Annotated in this window: 15 protein-coding genes and 2 rRNA genes (1 of these 17 cut by a window edge); 6 read left to right on the forward strand and 11 right to left on the reverse strand. The window is 66.1% G+C overall.

The annotated features are described in order from the left end of the window. Positions 1-37: 37 nt before the first annotated feature. From D5301_RS23615 to glyQ, 5 genes are all read right to left on the reverse strand, one after another. Complete coding sequence (locus D5301_RS23615; RefSeq protein ID WP_153857050.1) at positions 38-2,185, reverse strand: S46 family peptidase; 2,148 nt, start codon at positions 2,183-2,185, stop codon at positions 38-40. Positions 2,186-2,356: 171 nt separating this feature from the next. Next, on the reverse strand, positions 2,357-6,220 hold the full coding sequence (locus tag D5301_RS23620; protein ID WP_180854136.1) for a translocation/assembly module TamB domain-containing protein: 3,864 nt from the start codon (positions 6,218-6,220) through the stop codon (positions 2,357-2,359). Next, the gene (locus tag D5301_RS23625) at positions 6,217-8,013 is read right to left on the reverse strand and encodes an autotransporter assembly complex family protein (RefSeq protein ID WP_110714188.1); all 1,797 of its coding nucleotides are present in this window, start codon (positions 8,011-8,013) and stop codon (positions 6,217-6,219) included. Before D5301_RS23625 ends, D5301_RS23620 begins: the two co-directional genes overlap by 4 nt. Before the next feature lie 256 nt (positions 8,014-8,269). Beyond that, positions 8,270-10,345 (reverse strand): glycine--tRNA ligase subunit beta, encoded by a 2,076-nt coding sequence (gene glyS, locus D5301_RS23630; protein WP_153857051.1) that lies wholly within the window; start codon positions 10,343-10,345, stop codon positions 8,270-8,272. A 71-nt stretch (positions 10,346-10,416) separates the two neighbouring features. Next, the gene (glyQ, locus tag D5301_RS23635; RefSeq protein ID WP_006403404.1) at positions 10,417-11,328 is read right to left on the reverse strand and encodes a glycine--tRNA ligase subunit alpha; all 912 of its coding nucleotides are present in this window, start codon (positions 11,326-11,328) and stop codon (positions 10,417-10,419) included. An 84-nt stretch (positions 11,329-11,412) separates the two neighbouring features. On the opposite strand from glyQ, the gene D5301_RS23640 reads away from it, so the two are divergent. The 3 genes from D5301_RS23640 to D5301_RS23650 are packed head-to-tail and all read left to right on the forward strand — an operon-like array spanning position 11,413 to position 14,928. Further along, positions 11,413-13,248 carry a GspE/PulE family protein gene (locus D5301_RS23640; protein ID WP_153857052.1) on the forward strand — a complete coding sequence of 612 codons (1,836 nt, stop codon included), beginning with the start codon at positions 11,413-11,415 and terminating at the stop codon, positions 13,246-13,248. Beyond that, positions 13,220-13,966 (forward strand): glutamine amidotransferase, encoded by a 747-nt coding sequence (locus D5301_RS23645; protein ID WP_094002232.1) that lies wholly within the window; start codon positions 13,220-13,222, stop codon positions 13,964-13,966. The genes D5301_RS23640 and D5301_RS23645 overlap by 29 nt, the downstream gene beginning before the upstream one ends. A 50-nt stretch (positions 13,967-14,016) precedes the next feature. Next, positions 14,017-14,928, forward strand: a complete 912-nt coding sequence (locus tag D5301_RS23650; protein WP_110714191.1) for a BPSS1780 family membrane protein — start codon at positions 14,017-14,019, stop codon at positions 14,926-14,928. 85 nt (positions 14,929-15,013) lie between these two features. Here the strand turns inward: D5301_RS23650 and tatC are convergent, their stop codons facing one another. From tatC to D5301_RS23670, 4 genes are all read right to left on the reverse strand, one after another. Then, positions 15,014-15,763: a twin-arginine translocase subunit TatC gene (gene tatC, locus D5301_RS23655; RefSeq protein ID WP_110714192.1), complete on the reverse strand. Its 750-nt coding sequence runs from the start codon at positions 15,761-15,763 to the stop codon at positions 15,014-15,016. Beyond that, positions 15,760-16,218, reverse strand: coding sequence for a Sec-independent protein translocase protein TatB (gene tatB, locus D5301_RS23660; protein ID WP_110714193.1), 459 nt, complete (start codon positions 16,216-16,218; stop codon positions 15,760-15,762). Before tatB ends, tatC begins: the two co-directional genes overlap by 4 nt. 15 nt (positions 16,219-16,233) lie before the next feature. Continuing rightward, positions 16,234-16,461 (reverse strand): Sec-independent protein translocase subunit TatA, encoded by a 228-nt coding sequence (tatA, locus tag D5301_RS23665; RefSeq protein WP_032128453.1) that lies wholly within the window; start codon positions 16,459-16,461, stop codon positions 16,234-16,236. Positions 16,462-16,536: 75 nt separating this feature from the next. Then, positions 16,537-17,430, reverse strand: coding sequence for a YSC84-related protein (locus D5301_RS23670; protein ID WP_110714194.1), 894 nt, complete (start codon positions 17,428-17,430; stop codon positions 16,537-16,539). A gap of 165 nt (positions 17,431-17,595) precedes the next feature. Between D5301_RS23670 and hemH the strand changes: the two genes are divergently transcribed. The 3 genes from hemH to D5301_RS23685 all read left to right on the forward strand — a co-directional run bounded on the left by hemH (position 17,596) and on the right by D5301_RS23685 (position 21,805). Beyond that, on the forward strand, positions 17,596-18,558 hold the full coding sequence (gene hemH / locus D5301_RS23675) for a ferrochelatase (RefSeq protein ID WP_110714195.1): 963 nt from the start codon (positions 17,596-17,598) through the stop codon (positions 18,556-18,558). Next, positions 18,555-19,409 carry an alpha/beta hydrolase gene (locus D5301_RS23680; RefSeq protein WP_153857053.1) on the forward strand — a complete coding sequence of 285 codons (855 nt, stop codon included), beginning with the start codon at positions 18,555-18,557 and terminating at the stop codon, positions 19,407-19,409. Before hemH ends, D5301_RS23680 begins: the two co-directional genes overlap by 4 nt. A gap of 290 nt (positions 19,410-19,699) precedes the next feature. Then, a complete protein-coding gene (locus tag D5301_RS23685; RefSeq protein WP_153857054.1) occupies positions 19,700-21,805 on the forward strand; it encodes a methyl-accepting chemotaxis protein in 2,106 nt (701 codons plus the stop codon). Positions 21,806-22,275: 470 nt separating this feature from the next. Here the strand turns inward: D5301_RS23685 and rrf are convergent. Further along, positions 22,276-22,390 (reverse strand): 5S ribosomal RNA (gene rrf, locus D5301_RS23690). A 125-nt stretch (positions 22,391-22,515) separates the two neighbouring features. Further along, positions 22,516-25,000: ribosomal RNA gene (locus D5301_RS23695) — 23S ribosomal RNA — on the reverse strand; it runs 393 nt beyond the window's last position.

The following is a 25,000-nucleotide window of genomic DNA, read 5'->3' on the forward strand; positions in this document are numbered from 1 at the left end:
GGCGATTTATCGCGCGCCGTTACACGTGGCCGGCTTCTTACTGGGCCGGCACGCCCATTTCCTTCAGCAGTTCCGGCGCCGGGTAGACCTTGGCCAGCAGCCAGCGCAGGTAGCGCATGTCCACGTGCACGGCGCGCTTGTAGCGCGGGTCGAACCACCAGCTGGCGCTGACCGATTCCCAGTTGCTGTCGAAGTTCAGGCCGATCAGTTCGCCCTTGGCGTTGAGCACCGGCGAGCCGGAGTTGCCGCCGGTGGTATCCAGGTTGGTCAGGAAGTTGACCGTCTGGGTCTTCAGCGCCGGGTCGGCGGTGCTGCCGAAGTCACCCTTGGCGATCGCGGCCAGCAGCGGCTTGGGCGCATCGAACGGATAGGCGTTGGTGTTCTTCTCGACGATGCCGGCCACGGTGGTCACCGGCGAGTAGGTCACGCCGTCGCGCGGATGCAGCGCCTCGACCTTGCCGTAGCTGATGCGCAGGGTGCGGTTGGCATCCGGGTACACCGCGCGGCCCTGCTTGGCACGCCAGGCGAACAGCGCCTGCATGTAGGCCGGGCGCAGGCGCAGCTGCTCGCCTTCGCGGGTCTTGCTTTCGTTCTCGATGCGCAGCTGCGCGGCCACCAGCGGGCCGGCCACGGTGATCAGCGGATCGGCGGCCAGCGCCTTGCCTTCGCGCGCAGCAGCGAAACGGGACAGGCGCTGTGCCTCCTCACCCAGCTGGGTGCCGGCATACAGGGTATCCAGCGCCGCTGCCAGTTGCTCCGGGGTACGACCGAAGGCCGTATCGAACTCGGCCACGCGCTGCGCGTCCGGCAGCTGCTGGTAGCGGGTCAGCAGGGTGGTCAGCAGCGCCTTCTCGACTTCCGGTGCGTAACGGCGCTGGACCTGCTTGAGCACGCCTTCGATCATCGCCTGGTCGCGCTGCTGGAAACCGCTCTCGCGCTGCGCGTCCGGCTTGGCCGATTCAATGCGCAGGCGTTCCAGCAGCAGCGCCGAGCGCAGCAGCTGGCTCTGTGCGGCCATCTGGTCCAGCAGCAGGTCACGCTCGCCCACCGCCGCGCCCTGCGTCAGGTTGGTCAGCAGCGCCTTGATATCGCCCTGGTACTTGCGGTCGGTGGCAGCCAGCATCGCTGTCTCGTCGGCGGCACGCTGGGCCTTGGCGTCGCTGCGCAGCAGGCCTTCCAGCTCACCGGCGGCGCGCTTGCGGTTGTTCTTCAGCGACTGCAGCTGCGAGGCATAGCGGGTGCGCGCCTGCGCGTCCTTGGCACTGGCGGCCTCGATGGTGTCGATCATCTGCTGGAACACCGATACGCGGCGCGGCAGCACGGTATCGATCTGGCCAGCGAATTCGGCCGCGGTACGGTGGCGGTAGGTGATGCCCGGATATCCGGCCAGCATCGCGTAGTCACCTTCCTTCGGGCCTTCCACCGACATCTGCAGGTGCGCCGGCGCCTGGTAGGGCACGTTGTCCTTGCTGTACGCGGCCGGCTTGCCGTCCTTGCCGACATAGGCGCGCAGCAGGGTGAAGTCGCCGGTGTGGCGCGGCCACATGAAGTTGTCGATTTCATCGCCATAGTTGCCGATCGCACGCGGCGGCGCGTACACCAGGCGCACGTCGCTCAGTTCCAGCTGGGCGATGCGGTAGAAATCGGTGCCGTAGTACATGTTGGCCACCGAGCAGCGCACGCTGCCGTCCTTCTCGCACTCGGCCACGATCTGCTTGCTGGCCGCATCCACGGCATTGAAGTAGGCACGGCCGGTCTTGCCACGCGCCTGCGCCAGCACCTGGTCGGTCACCTTGTCGAAGCCGACGGTGACCAGTACGCGGAAGTCCGGGTTGGCCGGGCGCTCGTCGGCGCGGTCCCTGGCGATGAAGCCACCGTTGATCAGGTCGTGCTCGGGCGAGCTGTTGTACTGGATCACGCCCATCGCCACGTGGTGGTTGGTCAGCAGCAGGCCGTCGCTGGACACGAACGAGCCGGTGCCACCACCGGCACGCACCACCGCGCTCAGCGGCGGCGCAGTGACGTTGGCCAGGTCGGCCGGATTGCCCTTGAAGCCTGCGGCCTGCAGCGGCTTGGCCAGTTCCGGCAGCTGGGTCGGCATCCACATGCCTTCATCGGCGTGGGCACCGGCGGCGAGGGTCAGGCCCAGGGCCAGGGCGGTGGGAAGGGCTTTGCGTGGTGACATGGGGCAATCCGGTACGACAGAACAGCCCGGGACCATAGCCGTTGGGGCCGGATGGGGCAACGGCCGATGGTTGGGGGCGTCGTGCACGGTAGTGCCGGCCGCTGGCCGGCAACCCACGCAACTCGGGAGATACGGTGCAGTTGCCGGCCAGCGGCCGGCACTACCGCATCGTTACTTCTCCCGCCGCCAGTTGATCGAACCGCGGTTTTCCACCGTGCTCGATTCCACTTCCACGTCGAAGCCGCGACGCAGCAGGTACTTCAGCGTGATCACCGAACCGGCACCGACCAGCGACACGCCGTAACCGACGTACAGCTTGGGCGAGATGTACTTGCCGACACCGATCACCGAGCCACCCAGCGCGCGCGACTGGCTTACGCCGGCATCGTCCAGGCCCAGCTTGGCGCCCAGCTGCGAGGCCAGCAGGCCACTGCCTGCAGAGAGTGCCGCCGAGGCCGCGTTGACCTGCTGGGTCTGGTCGCTGCTGGCACCGGTCAGGCTGCGTCCCAGCACCAGGTAGGCCAGCGCTTCGGACTGCGACATCGCCGGATCGGACCACACATCGGCACGCGGCTGCTGCGCACGTCCGGTGACGTCGATGCCGGCGGTGACATCACCGACCCGGCGCTCGGCACGGATGTTGACGCGCGGGTCGGACACCGCGTTGTAGTTCCAGGTGAGGTTGCCACGGGTGATGGTCAGGTCCTGCCCATACGCCTTGTAGCGGCCGCTCACTTCCAGCCCACCATTGGCGGTCATCTCGCGGCCGGGCTTGGCCCAGACCTGCATCTTGCCGGTCAGCGCGCCCTTCAGCCCGAAGCCGGTCATCTTCACCTTGTCGCCGAGGCTGACCACCAGATCCATGTCCAGCGGCGAGGTGCGTGACTCTTCCGGGTCGGCCGGATCGAGCACCACCACGTCTTCAGACACCGAGGTGCCGCGGTCCAGCCGCTCGATGTCGATGTCCGCTTCGGGCACGTGCACGGTACCGCGCAGCTCCATCGCCGCCTTGGCCAGGGTGAAGTCGAGGTTGGGATTGGCGACGATGCGCAGTTCACTGGTGTTGGACAGCAGCACGTTCTCGCCGTGGATCTTCAGCTGCAGCGGCTGTGCATCACCGAACCACGACAGGCCACCGTCGACATACAGCGTGCCCTGGCCCGAGTTGGCCTGCGCGGTGATCTTGGCCGAACCGTCGGGCTGGGCGACGAAGCTGCCCTTGCCCTGATCGAAAGTGAGGCCGAGCGCGGGGAATTCGCCCTTGAAGTTGCTCAGCTGCGCATCACCGCCCAGCGACGGCTGGCCACGCGTGCCACGCAGGCTGACGTGGCCTTCGATCAGGCCGGTGGGGCGCACGATGTCCGGCGAGAACAGCTCCAGCCAGTACAGCCGCGACATGTTGAGGTAGAGCTCGCCGTTCAACGGCGCGCTGGCTTCCCAGCCGGTCTGCATCTTCGCATCGACGAAGCCGTTGCCCTGGAAGCCCATGCCCAGGTAGCCCTTGATGCTGGCCGGGGTCATGTCGAGCTTCAGCGAGAACTGGTCATAGCGCACCAGTTCGCCACGGGTGGTATCGCCCACGGTGTTGCGGCTCTCGCCCAGGCGCACGCCGCCTTCCTTCGAGCGCACTTCCACGTGGCCTTCCCAGGCGTTGCCGCGCGGGCGGATCTGCGCGTCCAGGCTGACATCGCCGCGCAGGTAGATGCGACGACCGGACTGCGGCGGCAACCATGGCTGCACCAGCGCCAGCGGCAGCGCATCACTTCGTACCACCAGGCCCTCGCGTGGCCAGTTGGCCTGTGCACACAGTGCACCGCTGCTGGCGGCGGCCAGACAGGCTTCGCCCAGCGTGTAGCTGCTGCCATTGATCGCGAACGCCGCCGGCGCACGCAGCGACCAGGCATCGCCCTTCACCGGTGCGATGCGCAGCGCGGCCAGCTCGCCACGCCATTGCGCGCCTTGTTGGCGGATACTGCCCTGCAGCTCGACCGCCCCCATCTCGTTGCGGGCCTGCGCCGCCAGGCGCAGGTTGGAGACACTCCCCTGCGCATCCACGTTCAAGCGTTCCAGCAGCATGCCGGCATTGACCTGCTGGCCCTGCACCGCCAGCGTGCCGCTGTCGCCGCGCCACGGCAGGTGGCCCTTGATGCTCACGCTCTCGGCGCCGTAGCCGTCCCAGTTGAGATTGTTGCCAACCAGGTCGGCGGTGATGTCCGGCGCATCGCGCGGGCCCTTCACCTGCACCTGGCCACGCAGGCCACCATCGGCGCCCGGCAACAGGTCGCTCAACTGCAGCGGCTCGAAGCGCGCATCGATGTCGAGGCGGTCACCGACCTTGCCTGAAGCGGTCACCCGGCTGCTGCCCAGCGACAGTTTCAGGTCACCCTGGCCCTGCTCGCCCTGCAGCGCGAACTTGCCCTGTGCGTCGAGGTTGCGCTGGCGCAGCACGCCTTTCAGCGACGGCAGGTCAACCGTGGCTTCCAGCGTACCGGCGGTGCCAGGCGCGGCATTGGCCGGCGGCGGCAGCTGGCGTCCCTTGGAGGCCAGGTTGCCGGACAGGCGACCGTTCCAGCCTGGCACGAAATAGCCGGGGTCGAAGTCCTTCAGCGTGGCCTTGGCGTCCCAGTCCAGCTGCGGCGCCCAGGCCACCTGGCCTTCCACCTGCAGCTGGCCACCCGGGGTCTGCGCCTGCAGCTGGTGGATCGACGCGGCCTGGTCGTTGCCGCGCACGTCGAAGCGCAGCTGCGCCTTCTGCGCGTCACGCTCGACCTCGGCGCGGCCGATCGCGGCCCAGGCCTTCAGGGTACCGGCGAGGCCGAAGCGCGCTTCCTTCAGGGTCACCGGCACCGGTGCGCTGCCGGCGGTGTTCGGATCGGGCGCCGGCACGTAGGTCAGATCGTGTGCGACCACCGAAAAATTGAGCTTCTGCTGGTCTTCCTGGCTGAAATCGGCCGTGCCCTCCAGGCGGGCTTCGCCACCGAGGCCCTTCACCAGCAGCGGCGAGACCTTCAGGACCTGGTCCTGCAACGACACCACCGACGGTGCCAGTTCCAGTTCGTGATCGCCCTGCTTCACCTTGCCACGCAGGTTGGCGTTGCCGCCCTTGCCGGCGGCGGTGAAGTCCAGCGCCAGCGGTGCGATCGCCGAGCTGGCCAACGCCGGTGACAGCAGCGCCAGGTCCAGTTCGTCGCTGCGCACCGTGGCGCTCCAGGTCGGGTCGGTGCGGCCATCGAACACCAGCATCGCGTGCAGCGGCTTCGGCGCACGCCCGGCCACCGCCACTTCCATGTGCGACAGGTCACCGCGTGCCACCAGCCCCACCGTCGCTGCGGTACGGCCACGCGGGGCCGGCAACACTGCGGTGACGGTCACGTCGGTGTCGTAGTCCTTGGCCGGGATGTAGCGGCCCTGGGCGGTGAAATTGCCCATGTCGCTGTCCACGACCAGTTTGTGCGCCTGGAACTCGCCGTTGGCGATCTCGATGCCACCACGCACACGGCTGATGTCGATCACCGGCTCGTTGGCCTGGCTGATGCGGAAGCCGTCGATGGCAATGGCATCGGCCTGGATCGCCAGCGGCATTTCGATCTGCGGCAGCGAATCGGGCCACGACGGCAGCTTGAACGGCTCGTCACTCTTGGCCAGGTTCAACGTCGCGTTGGTCAGCTCCAGCTTGTCCAGCAGCAGCTTGCGGCCCAGCAGCGGGCGCAGGTCCGGCTCCAGATGGGCACGCTCGGCGTGGAAATGGATGTCGTCGTAGCGGAAGTCGACGTTGTACAGGGTCAGCGGACCGGCCACCGGGCCGTCCACCTTGTCCCAGGTGAAGCTGGCGCCCACGGGCAGCCGCGCCACCACCTGTGCCAGCAGCACGTCGCGGCCGGCCACGGTCTGCAGCAGCCAGTACACCGCCAGCAGGGCCAGCAGCACCAGGCCGATCACGCCGGCGCCGGACCATGCCCAGAAGCGGCGGCGACGATAGAAGCGCACGCGCGGCGGCGGCGTATTCGGGGTCGGAGTCGGTGCGGGCGTGCTCACAGGTCCGCTCCGATGTTCAGGTACAGCTGGAACTGCGAATCCGGGTTGTTCAGGCCGTGCGCCACGTCGATGCGCACCGGGCCCACCGGCGATTTCCAGCGCACGCCGAAGCCAACGCCGGTATGCAGGTCGATGGTGTTGTCGAAGGCACTGCCGGTATCGACGAACACCGCCGCGCCCCAGGGGCCGCCATTGAAATAGTGCTCGTACTCGGCCGAGCCGATCACCAGGTTCTTGGCCCCGAGCGCGTACTTGTCCGGTGCCGGGGTCCGCGGACCGACTTCGCGGTAGGCATAGCCACGGATGCTGCGGTCACCGCCGGCGAAGTAGCGCAGGCTGGGCGGCATTGCCACCAGATCGCTGGTCCAGGTGGTGCCGCCTTCGCCACGCAGGATCAGGCGGTTGCTTTCGCCCACCGGGATGTACCAGCGCAGCACGGCATTGGCCTGCACGAAACTGGTGTCCGAGCCGGCACCTTCGACGCCGGCACGCATCGTCGCGGTACCGCTGATGCCCTTGCGCGGGAACATCTCGTCATCGACGTTGACGTAGTCGGCAACCATCTGCGGGTAGACCAGCGTCGACGTGTTGTACACCGCACTGGTGAACTCGGTGCCTGAGGCATAGCGCCAGCGCTCGCGCAGCGCATTGATGGAGGCGATCGCGGTCCAGTGCTCGTTGATCTCGCCGCTGCGGCTGGCAATCAGCTTGAAGTTGCGCAGGTCGATGTAGTCGGTCTGCTCGTCGTACGCGCTGGCGGCGAAGGTGTACCAGCCATCGAGCCAGTTGAACGCCGGGATACGGTAGCTGGTGACCAGGCTCTTGCGCTTCTGCGCATAGTCCAGCTGCGTGTTCATCTTGTGGCCGCGGTTGTTCAGGAACCGCCGCTCGATGCCCCCGCGCACGCCCGGGCCGCTTTCGCTGCCGTAGCTCAGACCGGCGGTATAGATCGTGCGCTTGGCGCGGGTCAGCTTCACGTCCACCGGCACGTCGCCGTTCTCGTCGGCCTCGTCCGGGCGCGGCTGGATGTCGATCACGCTGAAATAGTCCAGCTTGGTCAACGACTGCCGCAGGCGGTCCAGCTTGCCCTCGTGGTAGTAGCTGCCCTGGTCCCAGTACACCAGCGGATCGAACAGCTTGTCGACGAAGTAATCCTGTTCGAAGCGCACCGGGCCCATGTTGTAGCGGCGGCCGCTGTCCCAGGTCAGGTCGATATCGGCGGCATTGTCGGCGCGGGTGATCTGCACCTGGCGCTGGGTGTAGTCGGCGTCGAAGTAGCCGCGCTCGGCCAGGCGGCGTGTAATGGTGATCTTGCTGGCTTCGTACTGGGTATGCACGAAGCGCTGGCCCTTGCGCGGTTTGAACGCGGCCAGGTCGTCCTGCAGGTACTGGTCGTACATCGCCGGGCCGGTGATGTCGATGTGCTCGCGGCGCACGGTGACCGGGGTGCCCTTGTCGACGTGGATCAGCACGCGGACATGCTCGTCCTCGCGCGGCGCCTCGACCTTGATCACCGGGTTGTAGTACCCGAACGGTTCCAGTGCCTGGCGGGTCTGCCGCTCGGCCTGGGACAGCAGGTACTCCAGGCGCGATTCGCCCTGTTCCTTGCCGATCGTGTCGTACAGCGACAGCGATTCCTGGATGTTCTCGATGATTGCGGCGTCGTCGCCCTTGTCCAATCCCTTGATGTCCACCTTGTCGATGGTGCCGCGCGCGTGGACCACGGAGGTGGCGGCCAGCGACAGGACCATCAGCGGCAGGGCGTATTTCTTTGGCTGCATGCGGCACAGCATACCGACCGAAGGTGACGATGCGAAATGCATCACGTCATTCGGGATCGGTTGTTAAGTGGCGGTCAAAATACGCGCCTTTGTGGCGATCATCGCAATCGAAGGCGAGGTTGCCGGCATCGTGCGCGATGCCGGCAATGACCCCGATGGACATCCGCCAGCGGTGATCCGGTAGTGCCGGCCGCTGGCCGGCAACCCACAGATCGATCCGATGCGCGGTGGCAATGCCGGCCAGCGGCCGGCACTACCGGTACGGGCATCAGCTCGACAGATGCTCGATCGCCGCGACCTTGCCCAGGCGCTCGCCCAGCATGGTCAGCAGCGCCAGGCGGTTGCCGCGCAGCGCCGGATCTTCCGCATTGACCATCACGCCGTCGAAGAACGCGTCGACCTGCGGGCGCAGGCGGGCCAGGCGTGCCAGCACAGCCACGTAGTCCTTGTGCTGCAGGCTGGCGCCGGTGTCGTCGATGGCCGCGGTGACGGCTTCAGCCAGCGCGCGCTCGGCGTCTTCCTGCAGCAGCGCCGGGTCGATCTGGGCCGGAATGTCGCCTTCGGCCTTGCGGAGGATGTTGCGGATGCGCTTGTTGGCCGCAGCCAGCGCCTCGGCTTCCGGCAGCGCGGCGAAGGTGCCGATCGCATCCAGGCGGCGGTCGAAGTCGTACAGCGAGGCCGGCTTCAGCTCGGCCACCGCGTTGAAGTGCGTGGCCGGCACGCCCTTGTCGCTGTAGTAGCCCTTCAGGCGGTCGAGGATGAAGTCGTACAGCTCACCGACGTCGGCCTGCACGTTGCGCGCGGCCAGGCCGGCGTTGGCGCTGGCCAGCAGCGCGCGCAGGTCCAGCTCGTAGCCGCTTTCGATGATCGTGCGGGCCAGGCCCAGCGCATTGCGGCGCAGGGCGAACGGGTCCTTGTTGCCGGTCGGCTTCAGGCCTGCGGCGAAACCGCCGGCCAGCGTGTCCACGCGTTCAGCAATGGCCAGCACCTTGCCCAGCGGTGACAGCGCGATGTCGTCACCGCCGAAACGCGGCTGGTAGGCCTCGTCGATGGCCAGCGCCACTTCTTCCGGTTCGCCACCGGCCACGGCGTAGTGGCGGCCAGCGATGCCCTGCAGCTCCGGGAACTCGTTGACCATGCGCGACTGCAGGTCGTTCTTGGCCAGTTCGGCGGCACGCCTGGCCTGCCCGGCGTCGGCACCCAGCTGCGGTGCGATCACTTCGGCCAGGGCGGCCACGCGCGCCACCTTGTCGGCCACGCTGCCCAGCTTGGCCTGGTAGGTCACCGTCTTCAGGCCGTCGCCCATCGACACCAGGCCCTGCTTCAGGTCCTCGTCGAAGAAGAACTTGGCATCGGCGAAGCGCGGGCGGATCACGCGCTCGTAGCCCTTGGCCACTTCGGCCACGTCCTTCGATTCGATGTTGGCGATGCCGATGAACTTCTCGGTCAGGGTGCCAGCGGCATCCAGCACCGGGAAGAACTTCTGGTTGATCTCCATCGTCTCGATCAGCGCTTCCTGCGGCACCGCCAGGAACGCACGTTCGAAGCTGCACAGCACTGCAGACGGCCACTCGACCAGGTTCACCACCTGTTCCAGGTTGTCGTCGGTGATGCGGGCGCTGCCACCGGCCCTGGCCGCAGCGGCCTCGACCTCGGCGACGATGCGCGCGCGACGCTCGCTCGGGTCGACCAGCACGAACGCGGCGCGCAGAGCTTCAACGTAGTCCTGCGGCTGTGCCAGCGACACGGCCTGGTCGTGGTGGAAACGATGGCCACGGCTGACGCGGCCGGCCTGCAGGCCGAACAGCTCGGCCTCGACCACGTTGGCACCGTGCAGCAGCACCAGCCAATGCGCCGGGCGCGCGAAGCCCCAGGCATGGTCGCCCCAGCGCATCGGCTTGGGAATCGGCATCGCCGCGATCGCCTCGCGCAGGATCTCCGGCAGCAGGCTGGCGGTGCTCGCGCCCGGGGTCACCGCGCGGTGCACGAAGCGCTCACCCTTGTTGTCGGTGGTCTTCTCCAGCGCGGTCCAGTCGATCCCGGCCTTGGCGGCGAAGCCCTGCAGGGCCTTGGTCGGCTGGCCTTCGGCGTCCAGCGCGATGTTCAGGTACGGGCCCAGCACTTCGCTGTGCTGTTCCGGCTGTTCCAGGCCGACACCCGGCAGCAGCACGGCCAGGCGGCGCGGGGTCGACAGTGGACGCGCATCGCCCAGCTCCAGTGCGACGCCGCGCTTGCGCAGGCCGTCGACAACGCCATCGAAGAACGCCTGGGCGAGGCCCGGCAACGCCTTGACCGGCAGCTCCTCGGTGCCCAGTTCGATCAGCAGGGGGGACAGTTGGCTCATCGTTTCAATCCTGTGGTGGGGGCGCAGCGCGCGACGCGTCCGGCGCCCCGGAGTAAGGGGGAGAGCGGCCGTCAGGCCTTCTTCGCGCCCGGGAAGCCCAGCTTCTCGCGCTGCTCGTAATACGCCTTGGCCACCGCCTGGGCCAGCGCGCGCACGCGCAGGATGTAGCGCTGGCGCTCGGTCACGCTGATCGCGCGGCGCGCATCCAGCAGGTTGAAGGTGTGGCTGGCCTTCATCACCTGCTCGTAGGCCGGCAGCGGCAGGTTCACTTCCACCAGCTTCTGCGCTTCGCGTTCGCAGGCGTCGAAACGGTGGAACATCTCTTCCACGTCGGCGTATTCGAAGTTGTAGGTGCTCTGCTCCACCTCGTTCTGGTGGTAGACGTCGCCGTAGGTCACCGGCTGGCCGTCCGGGCCGTAGGTCCAGACCAGGTCGTAGACGTTGTCGCAGTTCTGCAGGTACATGCACAGGCGCTCGAGACCGTAGGTGATCTCGCCCAGCACCGGGCGGCACTCCAGGCCACCGGCCTGCTGGAAGTAGGTGAACTGGGTCACTTCCATGCCGTTGAGCCAGACTTCCCAGCCCAGGCCCCAGGCGCCCAGCGTCGGCGATTCCCAGTTGTCCTCGACGAAACGCAGGTCGTGCACCAGCGGATCGATGCCCAGTGCCTTCAGCGAATCCAGGTACAGCTGCTGGATGTTGTCCGGCGCCGGCTTCATCGCCACCTGGTACTGGTAGTAGCGCTGCAGGCGGTTCGGGTTCTCGCCGTAGCGGCCGTCGGTCGGGCGCCGCGAGGGCTGCACGTAGGCCGCGTTCCAGCTTTCCGGACCGATCGCACGCAGGAAGGTGGCCGGGTGGAAGGTACCGGCGCCCACCTCCAGGTCGAGCGGCTGGATGAGCACGCAGCCCTGCTGGGCCCAGAACTGGTTCAGGGTCTGGATCAGGCCCTGGAAGGTGATCGGAACGGTCGGGGTCGCGGACATGCGGACGATTCTTGGCCGGCAAAGGGGGTGCGCTAGTATAACGGCCGACCTGCGGGGCATTCCGTACCCGGGAGGAGCAGGCAGATGGAACATCGGCTGCCGGTCGGCACGCCCGGCGAAGCGGGCGGCGTCGCGCTGCCCTGGGGACGGCTGCATTTCGAGCAGATTGCCGCAGCCCTGATTGCCGATGGCCTGGTGGCCGAGCAGGACCGCGAGCGCATGCGCTTTTCCGCGCAGGGCGCGCGCAACGCCAGTGAAGTGCACCCGCTGGTGCTGCTGTCCAACCTCAAGCTGGCCACCAGCGGCGGTGGCGAACTGACCTTGGAGCGCCTCACCGAATGGCTGGCGCAGCGCACCGGCAGCCGCTACCTGCGCATCGACCCGACCCGGGTCGACGTCGCCGCGGTCACCGCGCTGGTCTCCCATGCCTACGCGCGCCGGCATCGCTTCCTGCCGCTGGCAGTGGATGCCGAGCGCGTGCTGGTGGCCACCAGCGAGCCGCTGGTACAGGAATGGCGCCGCGACCTGCAGCACCTGACCCGGCGCCGCATCGAACTGGCAGTGGTCAATCCGCTCGACCTGCACCGCTACACCATGGAGTTCTACGGGGTGACCCGCTCGGTGCGCGGCGCCCGGGGTGACGTGCGCGGCGAAGCCAACACCACCCTGCCCAGCTTCGAGCAGCTGGTGGAGCTGGGCCGCACCGGCGACGTCAATGCCGACGACCAGCACATCGTGCATATCGTCGACTGGCTGCTGCAGTACGCCTATGAACAGCGCGCTTCGGACATCCACCTGGAGCCGCGCCGCGAGATGGGACGCATGCGCTTCCGCATCGACGGCGTGCTGCACAAGGTGTTCGAGGTGCCGCCAGCGGTGATGACCGCCGTGGTCAGCCGCATCAAGGTGCTCGGCCGCATGGACCTGGCCGAGCGCCGGCGCCCGCAGGATGGCCGCATCAAGACCCGTTCGCCGGGCGGCCGCGAGGTCGAGATGCGCCTGTCGACCATGCCCACCGCCTTCGGCGAGAAGTGCGTGATGCGCATCTTCGACCCGGATGCCGCCTTCAAGAGCATCGACCAGCTCGGTTTCAGCCCGCAGGAGGCGGCGGGCTGGAATGCACTGGTCGAGCGCCCGCACGGCATCGTGCTGGTCACCGGCCCGACCGGCTCGGGCAAGACCACCACCCTGTACTCCACGCTGAAGCGGCTGGCCACGCCGGACGTGAACGTGTGCACGGTGGAGGACCCGATCGAGATGATCGCGCCCGAGTTCAACCAGATGCAGGTGCAGACCAACATCGACCTGGACTTCGCCAGCGGCGTGCGCACCCTGCTGCGGCAGGACCCGGACATCATCATGATCGGCGAGATCCGCGACCTGGAAACCGCGCAGATGGCGGTGCAGGCCTCGCTGACCGGCCATCTGGTGCTGTCCACCCTGCATACCAACGACGCGCCCTCGGCGGTCACCCGCCTGCTCGACCTCGGCGTGCCGCACTACCTGCTGGCCAGCACCCTCAACGGCATCCTCGCCCAGCGCCTGGTGCGCACGCTGTGCCCGCACTGCAAGCAGCCACACAGCCTCGGCGCCGCCGATTGGGCGGTGCTGGCTGATAGCCAAGCTGCATATCCAGATGCCGCCACGCCCTGTCGGCCGGTCGGTTGCCTGGAATGCCGGCGCACCGGATTCCTCGGCCGCATCGGCCTGTATGAGTTGCTGCCATTGGGCTCGCGGCTGCGCGGGCAGATCCGCGCCGACATGGATCTGGCCGGTTTCACCCGTGCCGCGCGGGCTGAAGGGCTGCGAACCCTGCGTCAGGCCGGGCTTGAAAAGGTGGCGCAGGGGCTGACTACAATCGAGGAAGTCCTGTCAGTCCTGCCGCCCCCGGATGAACCCAGCCCCGTTCCTGATCCTTGAAACCGGCCGCCCGGTACCGTCGCTGCGCCGCTACGGGCGCTTTCCGCACTGGATCCGCGTCGCCGCCGGGCTGGAAGAGCACGAGACGGTGGTGGTCGATGTCGAACACGGGGATGCCCTGCCCGACCCGCATGGCTTCGCTGGCGTGCTGGTGACCGGCTCGGCCGCCTTCGTCACCGACCACGCCGAATGGAGTGAGCGCAGCGCCGCATGGCTGCGCCAGACCGCGCACGACGACCTGCCCGTGTTCGGCATCTGCTACGGCCACCAGCTGCTGGCGCACGCGCTGGGTGGCGAGGTGGCCTACAACCCGGCTGGCCGCGAGTCCGGCACGATCGAGCTGGAACTGCAGCCGCAGGCCGCGCAGGACCCGCTGTTCCAGGGCCTGCCGCAGCATTTCGCCGCCCATGCCACCCACCTGCAGACTGTGCTGCGCGCGCCGGAAGGTGCCGAAGTGCTGGCACGCTCGCCGCTGGACGGCTGCCACGCCTTCCGCTGGGGCCGCCAGGCGTGGGGCGTGCAGTTCCATCCGGAATTCGCCACCCACCACATGCGCGGCTACGTGCGCGCCCGCGCCGACTGCATCGGCCGCCACGGCGGCTGCGCCCGCAGCATCGAGCGCGCGGTCAGCGCCGCACCGCTGGCCCGCCAGCTGTTGCGCCGCTTCGTCCGCCAGGCGCGGCTGTCTTCAGCCCAGCCGGTGGCAAAACAGGGATAATCGGCGGCACGGGCAGCCGCCCGGCCCCCTCCTGTCCTTCCCGGATGTCCATGAAAGAGATTCGCAAGCTGCCGGCCTCGGCGGGCGCCCAGTGGTTGCTGGATACGTTCTCCCTGTACCGGCGTGCGCCGCTGCAGCTGGCCCGGATCGGCCTGACCTGGCTGCTGGTGAGCTGGGTGGTGACCCTGCTGTCGACCTTGATTCCCGGCGCCGCCGGCATGGCCGTGCAGCTGATGACCCTGGCCATTTCGCCGATCATGTTCGGCGGCATGCTGTACGCCGTGGGCGAGATCGACGAAGGCCGCCCGGGCCTGGCCTCGCACCTGCTGCAGCCGATCCGCGACCACCGCGTCAGCCACCTGCTGGTGCCGCTGGCGATCCAGGTGCTGGCGGTCCTGCTGCTGGGCGCGCTGTTGTTCATGATGATCGGCCGCGAGGGCTTCACCGCCTTCAGCGAGGTCATGACCAAGATGGAAGAGATCAGCCGCAGTGGCCAGCAGATCAAGCCGGATGATGCGGCCGCGCTGGTCGCCAACCTGCCGGCCAAGCGCATCGCGCTGTGGATGCTGCTGGTGTTCCTGAGCGCGGTGGCACTGTCGCTGGCGATGTTCACCCAGCCGGCGCTGGTGGTGTTCGACAAGCAGAGCGGCATGCATGCGCTGCGCCTGAGCCTGCAGGGCTGCATCGAGAACATCGGCGCGATGTTCGTGTTCGCCGTACTCGGCCTGATCGCCGCGTTCTGCATGTACATCCTGTTCGTGATCGTGATCCAGATCGCGATGCTGATCGGTGGCCCGCTGGCCGCCGCCTTCATCGCCCAGCTGGTGCTGACCACGGTGCTGATGCCGCTGTATGTCGGCGCGGTCTACGCCGCATGGAAGCAGATGTTCGTGCACCGCGGCAGCCGCGCCGCACCACCGATCCCGACCACGCCGACCTCGAGCGACGTGTTCCACGCCTGACGGAAAAAGGGGACGGAGGGGATTAAGTCGTTAGCTGCACACACTGGGCATGAACGACTTAATCCCCTCCGTCCCCTTTTTTCTTTCAGGCGGCGGGTTTCTTCACTACCGACGACGGCACCAGCCAGCGTGCGGCGTGGATGCCCAGCTCGTAGAGCAGGCACATCGGGATCGCCAGCATCAGCTGCGAGACCACGTCCGGTGGGGTCAGCACCGCCGCCACCACGAAGATGCCGACGATCGCGTAACCGCGGCCTTCCTTGAACTGCTGCGGCGTCACCCAGCCCAGCAGCACCAGGATCACCATCGCCACCGGCAGCTCGAAACTGCCGCCGAAAGCGAAGAAGATCGCCAGCACGAAATCCAGGTAGGCGTTCGCATCCGGGGTGATCGCGATCACGTCCGGGCTGAAGGTGGTGAGGAAGTGGAACACCGCCGGCAGCACCAGGAAGTAGGCAAAGGCACAGCCGGTGTAGAACAGCAGCACCGAGGACACCAGCAACGGCACCGCCAGGCGCTTCTCGCGCGCATACAGGCCGGGCGCGACGAAGGCCCACAGCTGGTACAGCAGCCACGGCACGGCCACGAACAGGGCCACGAAGAAAGTCAGCTTCAGCGGTGCGAAGAAGGCACCGGCCGGATTGGTGGCGATCATCGTCTGCCCGTTCGGCAGCTGCGAGACCAGCGGTTCGGCCAGTGCGTTGTAGAGCTTCTGGGTAAACGGCAGCAGGCCCAGCAGCACCACGCCCAGTCCCAGCAATGCGCGTACCAGGCGGCCACGCAGTTCCACCAGATGCTCAACCAGCGAGCTTTCGCCGAAATCCTGTTCACTCATGGCTGGCGCTCCGTGCTCTGCGGCGGCGTCGCACCGGCTTCAGGGGGTGTTGCCGGCGCCGGCTCGGGAGCAGCGCTCTCCGGTACGGGCACATCGGCGTCGGGCGCGGTGCTCATGTGCGGCGGAAGATCCGCGGGCGCCGGCGCGCGTACTTCCTGCACCAGGTCATCACCCTGCTGCTGCGCCTGCTGGGCTTCGCGACGGATCGCTTCGCCGCTGGCACGCAGCTGGTTCTCGGTGTCCTGCATGCCCTGGCGCACGTCCTGCATCTGCCGCTTGATGTCCTCGGCCTGCAGTTCGCGCTCCAGTTCCTGTTTCACCGAATCCCACTGATTACGGGCACGTCGCACCCACAGGCCGGCGAAGCGGGCCGCCTTGGGCAGGCGCTCGGGACCGAGCACCACCAGGGCGACCACCGCAATCACCAGCAGCTCGCTGAAGCCGATATCAAACACCGCGACCGCTCCGGATCAGCGAGCGTTACGGTCGTGCTCGTCCTGCGCGGCGCGCGAGGCGTCCTGGCTGCGCGATTCATCGCCCAGCTGCGCGTTCGGCTTGTCCTCGTCGCGCATGCCCTTCTTGAATTCCTTGACCGCCGAACCGAGATCCTTGGCGCCACTGGTCAGGCGCTTGGTGCCGAACACCAGCAGGACGATGGCCAGCACGACCAACCAATGCCAGATGCTGAAACTGCCCATAAAGACGCTCGTTACGTTAGTGATCAGGCTGTCGAGCATAGCGCACCGGGTGTTAGCCGGCGCGCGTGACGAAAGTCAGTTTCCGCCCAGCGTTTCCGTGCGGATCTCGCCGTCGTTGACCGGCTGGAAGCCCTGCTGCTGCTGCGGCGGGTTCTGCGGCACGTTCTGCAGCGGCGCCGTGGTAGCTTCAGCGGGGGCGGCCGGCGCTGCCTGAACAGGCGCCGGAGCTGCCGCCGGGGCCGCTGCCGGGCGCGGCGCGTTGCCACCGTTCCCGTTGCGGTTGTTGCGGGCGGCGTAGGTGGCCTCTTCCAGGCGGTCGCGGAACGCGACCACATCCATCGACGGCGAACCGGCGGCACGGCCTTCAAAGATCATGCGCGGCGTAGTGTTGCTGCCGTAGGCGTCAAGGTTGGCGGCATCATCGATCTGCAGCACCGCACCATCGAGGGCGACGCCCGCAAACAGGCCGCGCGCGCGCGACCAGGACCAGATCTCGGCCTTCAGCTGGCCGTCGGTGGCCGCGGCGGCGTTGCGGCCCACCGGACCGGCGGCAACGCCTGCGTCGGCGCCCAGCGTGAACTTGCCGTTGACCAGGTTGTCCAGGCTGCGGTCGTTGCGGAACACCAGCACTACGTCGGAAGACTGCACGCCGGCCTGGAAGCCGATGCTGCCACCGGTCAGCTTGACGAATACCGGGCTGGACCACGCGCCATTGGGCATGCGCACCGACATCAGGCCGTGGCCCCGACGGCCACCAATGACCAGACCGGCCTTGATCGTGTCGGGAATGACGATGACCGCGCGGCCTTCGTCGAGCAACTTGTCCGGAATGCCCTGTTCAGGGATTTCCTGGATTTCAGCCAGCACGCGCACGGCATTGCGCGCACGCTGGTCTTCCTGCGGTCCGGCCATGGCCTGGCTGGACAGCAGGCTGGCGGCGATCAGCAGGGCTTGGATCGGGCGACGCATGGCAGGCTCCAGAAGTCAGTCCATAGGAAGATATAGCAAGTGACTGAAATTAGTAGTGTTGTCATGAATCCCCAATGAGCGTTCCCTGCTCACATTGATGCGCGCTATGCCAGCAATCCGAACCCTGCATCCCGGCGCGGCACCGGATCGGCGACAATACCGCTTATGCTCGACGCACCCGATACCGCCGTGCTGGCGGTCAACCTAGGCACGCCCGAGACGCCGACGGCTCCCGCCGTACGCCGTTACCTGGCTGAATTCCTGTCCGACCCCCGCGTGGTCTCGATCCCGGCACTGCTGTGGCAGCCGTTGCTGCGCGGACTGATCCTGCCGCTGCGCAGCAGCCGTTCAGCGGCCAAGTACGCCCAGGTCTGGCTGCCGGAGGGCTCACCGCTGATGGTGCATACGCGTCAGCTGGCGCAGGCCATGCAGGCCCTGCTGCCGACCCTGAAAGTGCGCCACGCGATGCGCTACGGCAAACCGGCCCTGGCCAGCGAGCTCGACCGCCTGGCCGCCGAAGGCGCGCGCCGCATCGTGGTGCTGCCGTTGTATCCGCAGTACTCCACCACCACCACCGCCTCGGTCGAAGACCGTGTTGATGCCTGGCAGCGCCGCAATCCTGGCGTCACCGTCAGCCTGGTGCGCGACTATTCGGTCGACCCGGGCTGGGTCGAGGCCGCGGCCGGTTCCATCCAGCGTTACTGGGAACAGCACGGCCGTGGCCAGAAACTGATGTTCTCCTTTCATGGCATTCCGCAGCGCCTGGCTGATGGGGGCGATCCGTATCCGCAGCGCTGCGAAGCCAGCGCACAGGCCATCGCCAACGCGCTGGGCCTGGGCAGGGACGAGTGGCAGATGGGCTACCAGTCGCGCTTCGGCCGCGAGCGCTGGCTGCAGCCGTATGCCGAGCCGAGCCTGTGGGCGCTGGCCGAATCCGGCGTGAAGCAGATCGACGTGGTCTGCCCCGGCTTCGCCACCGACTGTCTGGAAACGCTGGAAGAAGTGGCACTGGGCTTCACCGAAACACTGGCCGAGCGCGGCGCGACGATGCGTTACATCCCCTGCCTCAACGCCGAACCGGAGCACGCACGTGCGCTTGCGCGGCTGGCCGTGGCCTCGCTGGCATGAGTCTGCAACCGTTTGAGCTGGAGGTCGCTGGCGCGCGCGTCGCCGGTCTGCGCAACCACGCCGACGGCCCGCGCGTGCTGGCCCTGCATGGCTGGCTCGACAACGCGGCCAGCTTCGTGCCGCTGGCGCCGCACCTGTCGTCGTTGCAGCTGGTGGCCATCGATCTGCCCGGCCACGGTCACAGCGCACATCTGCCGGCCGGTGCCAGCTACACCACGGCCGCCGCCATCTGCCACGTGCTCGATGTGGCCGATGCACTGGGCTGGGACCGTTTCAGCCTGCTCGGCCATTCAATGGGCGCCGGCATCGCCAGCCTCACCGCCTCGGTCAGTGATCGCGTCGAGCGCCTGGTGGCGATCGAAGCACTCGGCGGCCTGCGTGGTCCCGAGGAAGAAACCGCCAACCGCCTGCGCGAGCATGTGAATGCCACGCGCGCACTGGCACGCAAGCAGCTGCGCGTGTTTCCCGATCTGGCCGCACCCATCCGTGCGCGGATGATGACCAACCAGCTCAGCGAAGGCTGCGCACGCCTGCTGGTCGAGCGTGGCGTGGAACCGGTTGAAGGCGGCTACCGCTGGTGCAGCGATCCACGCCTGATGCTGCCCACCGCGATCCGCCTCAGTGAAGGCCAGATCGACAACCTGCTGCAGGCCATCGCCTGCCCGACACAGGTGATCTATGCCACGCCGGCGCAGTCCTATTATCCCGAGCCGATGCGCAGCGATCGCCTGCAGCACCTGCGTGATGGACGGCTGGCGGTGTTTCCCGGCAATCATCACCTGCACATGGAAGACCCGCAACAGATCGCGGGCGTGATCCTGCACTTCTTCAGCAACGGCAACGCGGGCTGAGCAAAGGTATCCGCGCGCTTCACTCCGCGCGTTTGCGGCCGATACATCAGTTGCGGGCCCCTGCGTCCGCAGCACGCAGGTCCGGTCGGACCTGCGGCGTGTGTCTGGTCCTGCAAGGAAGTCCGCATGCCTGCTCCATCGCACCGTCACCCACAGGATGTGGTCACGGTGCCCCGTCTCCGCGACGTTGATTGCGTCGCATTCCCCGAATTCCCGGTCCCTGCCCTGGCCACGCGCTCATGCGTGCGTCACCGCGTGGCCGCTGTCGTCTGCTGATCCAGGAGTCGCCGATGTCCGCTGCATCCTCCCGTCCCCCCGATACCGTTCGCCTGCCGCATCTGCAGCAGCTCGCTCACCGCGCTGACCGTCGACTGCTGATCGGCAGTGCGGCGTTGGCTATGGCTGGCCTGGTGCTGGCCCTGCGTGGGCCCCACGTACCGGGCGCCGCGTTGGCGGCGGCCGCCGTGCTGCCCGCCCTCTGGCTCGCCGGTCCACAGGCGGGCCGCAGCATCGCCCGCAACGGCCTGGCGTTGTTGCTGTCGCTGCAGTTGGCATTGCTGTGCGCGATCGTCGGCCTGCCGCCAGCGTTGCCGATCGCGTTGCTGCTGGGCGTGCTGCTCAGCCACCGCGATCGCCTGCCGGTATGGCTGGCCGGTGGTGTTGGCACCCTCGCCCTGCTGGTACCGCTGCTGCACGGCGCAGCCGTGGGACCGACGTTGCTGCAGGCCGGCCTGTTCGCCAGCCTGACCGTGTTCCTCGGCCAGGTCGCGCTGCGCCTGCGCCAGCAGACCGAGGCGCTTGGCCACGGCCCGCGCCGCCTGGCGGCACTGGCGCGCGATATCGCTACGGGCACCGATCTGAGCGCACATGCAGATACCGCGGCCTATGCACCCGGTTCGCTGGCCCATGCGCTGGCCGATACCGCCCGCCACGTACAGGCGCAGCGTGGGCGCGAGGCTGAAGCGCATGCCGAGAATGCGCAGATCCGCCAGGCGCTCGATGCCTCGCGCACCGCGATGATGATTGCCGACAACGACCACGTGATCCGTTACGTGAACCGCTCGGTGGTGGCCCTGCTGCGCAACCAGCAGGCAACACTGCGCCAGGCCTTCCCCGACTTCGATGCCGAGCGCCTGGTGGGCAGCAGCATCCACCGCTTCCACGCCAACCCGGACCGCATCCGCGCGATCCTCAACGGCCTGCAGGTCACCCACAACGGCAAGGTGCAGATCGGCCCGGTGCACTTCGCACAGGTGGTCACGCCGGTGTTCGATGCGCAGGGCCTGCGCCTCGGTTTCGCCGTGGAATGGCATGACCGGACGCATGAACTGTCGCTTGAGAACGCAGTGGCCGGCATTGTTGCCGCCGCTGCCGCCGGCGATCTCGACCAGCGTCTGCAGGCGAGCGAAGGTGCGAGCTTCCTGGATGGACTGACCGGTGGCATCAACCAGCTGCTGGATACGCTGGGCGGCACTGTCGACGAGGTGCGGCAGATGCTTTCCGCCTTGGCCAATGGCGATCTGGACCGGCGCATGCACGGCGAGTATCACGGCGCCTTCGCCGCGATCCAGCGCGATGCGAATGCCACGGCCGGCCAGCTGGCGCGCATGGTCGGGCGCATCCAGCAATGTGCGGCCTCGATCAGTACCGCGGCCAGCGAGATCGCCGCCGGCAATGGCGCACTGTCTGAACGCAGTGAACGCCAGGCCGCGCATCTGCAGGAGACTGCTGCATCGATGGAGGAGCTGACCTCCACCGTGCGCCAGAACGCCGCTCATGCCCGTCAGGCCAGTGAGCTGGCGGCGTCTACGCAGAGCGCGGCGAGTGACGGCAACACCGCCATGCAGCGCGTGGTCGATACCATGCAGGCAATTGAAGGTGCATCGAAGCGCATCGGCGATATCACCGGCGTGATCGACGGCATCGCCTTCCAGACCAATATCCTGGCGTTGAACGCAGCGGTGGAAGCCGCCCGCGCCGGCGAGCAGGGCCGTGGCTTCGCCGTGGTGGCCAGCGAAGTGCGCGTTCTGGCGCAGCGGTCAGCCGCCGCCGCGCAGGAGATCAAGAAGCTGATCGACGAAGCCGGACGCCAGGTCGGTGAAGGCGCACAGCTGGTGGCCGACGCTGGTCTGCGCATGCAGGGCATTGCCGGTGGTGTGGAGAACGTCAGTCACCTGATGCGCGAGATCTCGGCGGCCTCGCAGGAGCAGTCGATCGGTATCGAGCAGATCAACCAGACCGTGGTGCAGATGGACCAGGCCACGCAGCAGAACGCGGCATTGGTGGAAGAAGCAACCGCAGCAGCACGCGAGCTGCAGAGCCAGGCCTGGACATTGACCGAAGCGGTCTCGGTCTTCCGCCAGCAGGAACCGCACGAGGTCTCGCGGGCCGCCTGATCCGGGCCTTCAATTCGATCCTGATCAGAACGGCGCCCGCAGGGCGCCGTTTTTTTGCCTGCTTTTGCGTGATGGGTCAGAAAAAGACCGCTTCCAGGCCTTCCGTGGGGCGGTGCCAACCTTGGCTGGCACCGCATCCACGCACGGCATGGATCTGCGGGTAGTGCCGGCCTCTGGCCGGCAACCGCAGCCGCGTGCACTGTCTGGGCCTGCTGCCGGGGTTGGCACCGCTCTTCGCAGGGACAGCCCATCCACGCACGGCGTGGATCTACTGTGGGTCCGCATGCCCTCGGTAGACGCCAACCTTGGTTGGCGCTCTGGCTGCCCGCGGAGAATATCCACACACGGCGTGGATCTACCGGGTTGTTGGTGTACAGCCACGGGGGTGCCGGCCGCCGGCCGGCACGACCCGCATTTTCTGCGCACAAAGAAAAACCCCGCTGCGTAAGCAGCGGGGTTTTGGGTGTAAACCCTGGCGATGACCTACTCTCGCATGGCTTGAGCCACACTACCATCGGCGCAGCTGCGTTTCACTTCCGAGTTCGGGATGGGATCGGGTGGTTCCACAGCGCTAATTTCACCAGGGAGGCTTTTGGAGAGTCGCACTCGTCCCGGAGGACAAGGCGCCAGCCTCGCATAGTTCTTGTGACGTAGCGTGCACTTGGATGCTCTTACGACGCTGTCGTAAAGCCAAGGCAACTTGAGGTTATATGGTCAAGCCTCTCGGATCATTAGTATCAGTTAGCTCAATACATTGCTGTACTTACACACCTGACCTATCAACCACGTAGTCTACATGGTTCCTTCAGGGGGCTTGTGCCCCGGGAGATCTCATCTTGAGGCGCGCTTCCCGCTTAGATGCTTTCAGCGGTTATCGCTTCCGAACATAGCTACCCGGCAATGCCACTGGCGTGACAACCGGAACACCAGAGGTTCGTCCACTCCGGTCCTCTCGTACTAGGAGCAGCCCCTCTCAAATCTCCAACGCCCATGGCAGATAGGGACCGAACTGTCTCACGACGTTCTGAACCCAGCTCGCGTACCACTTTAAATGGCGAACAGCCATACCCTTGGGACCGACTACAGCCCCAGGATGTGATGAGCCGACATCGAGGTGCCAAACACCGCCGTCGATATGAACTCTTGGGCGGTATCAGCCTGTTATCCCCGGAGTACCTTTTATCCGTTGAGCGATGGCCCTTCCATACAGAACCACCGGATCACTAAGTCCTAGTTTCCTACCTGCTTGATCCGTCGATCTTGCAGTCAAGCACGCTTATGCCTTTGCACACAGTGCGCGATGTCCGACCGCGCTGAGCGTACCTTCGAGCTCCTCCGTTACTCTTTAGGAGGAGACCGCCCCAGTCAAACTACCCACCATACACGGTCCCCGACCCAGATAATGGGCCCAGGTTAGAACGTCAAGCACGACAGGGTGGTATTTCAAGGATGGCTCCACTGCAGCTAGCGCCACAGTTTCATAGCCTCCCACCTATCCTACACAGACGAACTCAACGTTCAGTGTAAAGCTATAGTAAAGGTTCACGGGGTCTTTCCGTCTTGCCACGGGAACGCTGCATCTTCACAGCGATTTCAATTTCACTGAGTCTCGGGTGGAGACAGCGCCGCTGTCGTTACGCCATTCGTGCAGGTCGGAACTTACCCGACAAGGAATTTCGCTACCTTAGGACCGTTATAGTTACGGCCGCCGTTTACTGGGGCTTCGATCAAGAGCTTCGCCTTGCGGCTGACCCCATCAATTAACCTTCCAGCACCGGGCAGGCGTCACACCCTATACGTCCACTTTCGTGTTTGCAGAGTGCTGTGTTTTTGATAAACAGTCGCAGCGGCCTGGTTACTGCGACCCTCTTCAGCTATAGCTCGCATGAGCCACCAAAAAGGGTGCACCTTCTCCCGAAGTTACGGTGCCATGTTGCCTAGTTCCTTCACCCGAGTTCTCTCAAGCGCCTGAGAATTCTCATCCTACCCACCTGTGTCGGTTTACGGTACGGTCTGCGTAAGCTGAAGCTTAGGAGCTTTTCCTGGAAGCGTGGTATCAGTGACTTCGCCATAAAGGCTCGTCTCGGTGCTCGGTCTTAAAGGATCCCGGATTTGCCAAAGATCCAAACCTACCGCCTTTCCCCAGGACAACCAACGCCTGGTACACCTAACCTTCTCCGTCCCTCCATCGCACTTACGCGAGGTGCAGGAATATTAACCTGCTTCCCATCGACTACGACTTTCGTCCTCGCCTTAGGGGCCGACTCACCCTGCGCCGATTAACGTTGCGCAAGGAAACCTTGGGCTTTCGGCGTGCGGGTTTTTCACCCGCATTATCGTTACTCATGTCAGCATTCGCACTTCCGATACCTCCAGCAGACTTCTCAATCCACCTTCAACGGCTTACGGAACGCTCCTCTACCGCGCATACAAAGTATGCACCCCAAGCTTCGGTTCACTGCTTAGCCCCGTTAAATCTTCCCCGCAGACCGACTCGACCAGTGAGCTATTACGCTTTCTTTAAAGGGTGGCTGCTTCTAAGCCAACCTCCTGGCTGTCTGTGCCTTTCCACATGGTTTTCCACTTAGCAGTGAATTTGGGACCTTAGCTGTGGGTCTGGGTTGTTTCCCTTTTCACGACGGACGTTAGCACCCGCCGTGTGTCTCCCATACAGTCCGTCTCGGTATTCGGAGTTTGCAATGGTTTGGTAAGTCGCGATGACCCCCTAGCCATAACAGTGCTCTACCCCCGAGAGGATACATATGAGGCGCTACCTAAATAGCTTTCGAGGAGAACCAGCTATCTCCGGGTTCGATTAGCTTTTCACTCCTAATCACACCTCATCCCCTACCTTTGCAACGGGAGTGGGTTCGGGCCTCCAGTGCGTGTTACCGCACCTTCACCCTGGGCATGACTAGATCACCCGGTTTCGGGTCTACTGCCCGCGACTATGCGCCCTTATCAGACTCGGTTTCCCTTCGCCTCCCCTATACGGTTAAGCTTGCCACGAACAGTAAGTCGCTGACCCATTATACAAAAGGTACGCAGTCACTCCTTGCGGAGCTCCTACTGCTTGTACGCACACGGTTTCAGGTTCTATTTCACTCCCCTCTCCGGGGTTCTTTTCGCCTTTCCCTCACGGTACTGGTTCACTATCGGTCGGTCAGTAGTATTTAGCCTTGGAGGATGGTCCCC

The organism is Stenotrophomonas sp. MH181796 (genome assembly GCF_009659995.1).
Taxonomy (GTDB): Bacteria; Pseudomonadota; Gammaproteobacteria; order Xanthomonadales; family Xanthomonadaceae; genus Stenotrophomonas; species Stenotrophomonas riyadhensis.

Coding starts and splice junctions, on each gene's coding strand:
- D5301_RS23680 (WP_153857053.1), top strand. CDS start 18,555: ATGAGTCTGCAACCGTTTGAGCTGGAGGTCGCTGGCGCGCGCGTCGCC.
- D5301_RS23640 (WP_153857052.1), top strand. CDS start 11,413: ATGGAACATCGGCTGCCGGTCGGCACGCCCGGCGAAGCGGGCGGCGTC.
- D5301_RS23650 (WP_110714191.1), top strand. CDS start 14,017: ATGAAAGAGATTCGCAAGCTGCCGGCCTCGGCGGGCGCCCAGTGGTTG.
- tatC (WP_110714192.1), bottom strand. CDS start 15,763: ATGAGTGAACAGGATTTCGGCGAAAGCTCGCTGGTTGAGCATCTGGTG.
- D5301_RS23615 (WP_153857050.1), bottom strand. CDS start 2,185: ATGTCACCACGCAAAGCCCTTCCCACCGCCCTGGCCCTGGGCCTGACC.
- D5301_RS23645 (WP_094002232.1), top strand. CDS start 13,220: ATGAACCCAGCCCCGTTCCTGATCCTTGAAACCGGCCGCCCGGTACCG.
- hemH (WP_110714195.1), top strand. CDS start 17,596: ATGCTCGACGCACCCGATACCGCCGTGCTGGCGGTCAACCTAGGCACG.
- D5301_RS23670 (WP_110714194.1), bottom strand. CDS start 17,430: ATGCGTCGCCCGATCCAAGCCCTGCTGATCGCCGCCAGCCTGCTGTCC.
- glyQ (WP_006403404.1), bottom strand. CDS start 11,328: ATGTCCGCGACCCCGACCGTTCCGATCACCTTCCAGGGCCTGATCCAG.
- glyS (WP_153857051.1), bottom strand. CDS start 10,345: ATGAGCCAACTGTCCCCCCTGCTGATCGAACTGGGCACCGAGGAGCTG.
- D5301_RS23685 (WP_153857054.1), top strand. CDS start 19,700: ATGTCCGCTGCATCCTCCCGTCCCCCCGATACCGTTCGCCTGCCGCAT.
- D5301_RS23625 (WP_110714188.1), bottom strand. CDS start 8,013: ATGCTGTGCCGCATGCAGCCAAAGAAATACGCCCTGCCGCTGATGGTC.
- tatA (WP_032128453.1), bottom strand. CDS start 16,461: ATGGGCAGTTTCAGCATCTGGCATTGGTTGGTCGTGCTGGCCATCGTC.